General features: G+C 50.3%; 2 protein-coding genes. Both read left to right on the top strand.

Features of this window, described 5'->3' with window-relative positions:
- Positions 1-229: 229 nt before the first annotated feature.
- A complete protein-coding gene (dfrA17, locus tag ACJHYR_RS27580) occupies positions 230-703 on the top strand; it encodes a trimethoprim-resistant dihydrofolate reductase DfrA17 (RefSeq protein ID WP_001389366.1) in 474 nt (157 codons plus the stop codon).
- 130 nt (positions 704-833) lie between these two features.
- The gene (locus ACJHYR_RS27575) at positions 834-1,622 is read left to right on the top strand and encodes an ANT(3'')-Ia family aminoglycoside nucleotidyltransferase AadA5 (protein WP_000503573.1); all 789 of its coding nucleotides are present in this window, start codon (positions 834-836) and stop codon (positions 1,620-1,622) included.
- The last annotated feature ends 247 nt before the right edge of the window (positions 1,623-1,869 follow it).

Here is a 1,869-nt window from a genome sequence, read left to right as displayed (position 1 = left end):
TATGCGCTCACGCAACTGGTCCAGAACCTTGACCGAACGCAGCGGTGGTAACGGCGCAGTGGCGGTTTTCATGGCTTGTTATGACTGTTTTTTTGTACAGTCTATGCCTCGGGCATCCAAGCAGCAAGCGCGTTACGCCGTGGGTCGATGTTTGATGTTATGGAGCAGCAACGATGTTACGCAGCAGGGCAGTCGCCCTAAAACAAAGTTAGCCATTAAGGGAGTTAAATTGAAAATATCATTGATTTCTGCAGTGTCAGAAAATGGCGTAATCGGTAGTGGTCCTGATATCCCGTGGTCAGTAAAAGGTGAGCAACTACTCTTTAAAGCGCTCACATATAATCAATGGCTCCTTGTCGGAAGAAAAACATTTGACTCTATGGGTGTTCTTCCAAATCGCAAATATGCAGTAGTGTCAAAGAACGGAATTTCAAGCTCAAATGAAAACGTCCTAGTTTTTCCTTCAATAGAAAATGCTTTGAAAGAGCTATCAAAAGTTACAGATCATGTATATGTCTCTGGCGGGGGTCAAATCTATAATAGCCTTATTGAAAAAGCAGATATAATTCATTTGTCTACTGTTCACGTTGAAGTCGAAGGTGATATCAAATTCCCTATAATGCCTGAGAATTTCAATTTGGTTTTTGAACAGTTTTTTATGTCTAATATAAATTATACATACCAGATTTGGAAAAAAGGCTAACAATGCGTTGCAGCACCAGTCGCTTCGCTCCTTGGACAGCTTTTAAGTCGCGTCTTTGTGGTTTTGCTGCGCAAAAGTATTCCACAAAGCCGCAACTTAAAAGCTGCCGCTGAACTTAACGTTAGGCATCATGGGTGAATTTTTCCCTGCACAAGTTTTCAAGCAGCTGTCCCACGCTCGCGCGGTGATCGAGCGCCATCTGGCTGCGACACTGGACACAATCCACCTGTTCGGATCTGCGATCGATGGAGGGCTGAAGCCGGACAGCGACATAGACTTGCTCGTGACCGTCAGCGCCGCACCTAACGATTCGCTCCGGCAGGCGCTAATGCTCGATTTGCTGAAAGTCTCATCACCGCCAGGCGATGGCGGAACATGGCGACCGCTGGAGCTAACTGTTGTCGCTCGAAGCGAAGTAGTGCCTTGGCGCTATCCGGCGCGGCGTGAGCTTCAGTTCGGTGAGTGGCTCCGCCACGACATCCTTTCCGGAACGTTCGAGCCTGCCGTTCTGGATCACGATCTTGCGATTTTGCTGACCAAGGCGAGGCAACACAGCCTTGCGCTTCTAGGCCCATCCGCAGCCACGTTTTTCGAGCCGGTGCCGAAGGAGCATTTCTCCAAGGCGCTTTTCGACACTATTGCCCAGTGGAATGCAGAGTCGGATTGGAAGGGTGACGAGCGGAACGTCGTTCTTGCTCTTGCTCGCATTTGGTACAGCGCTTCAACTGGTCTCATTGCTCCTAAGGACGTTGCTGCCGCATGGGTATCGGAGCGTTTGCCTGCCGAGCATCGGCCCCTCATCTGCAAGGCACGCGCGGCGTACCTGGGTAGCGAGGACGACGACCTAGCAATGCGCGTCGAAGAGACGGCCGCGTTCGTTCGATATGCCAAAGCAACGATTGAGAGAATCTTGCGTTGAGCGGCATGTGCGAAAAGTGCATCGACCCGCGCCGAGGGCATCTGATGCCTAACTCGGCGTTCAAGCGGACGGGCTGCGCCCGCCGCTCAACTATGCGTTAGATGCACTAAGCACATAATTGCTCACAGCCAAACTATCGGCACTGTTGCAAATAGTCGGTGGTGATAAACTTATCATCCCCTTTTGCTGATGGAGCTGCACATGAACCCATTCAAAGGCCGGCATTTTCAGCGTGACATCATTCTGT

Origin of the sequence: Escherichia sp. WS1450, from assembly GCF_046487395.1 — a bacterium.
Taxonomy (GTDB): domain Bacteria; phylum Pseudomonadota; class Gammaproteobacteria; order Enterobacterales; family Enterobacteriaceae; genus Escherichia; species Escherichia coli.
This window is presented reverse-complemented; position numbering and strand designations above follow the sequence as displayed.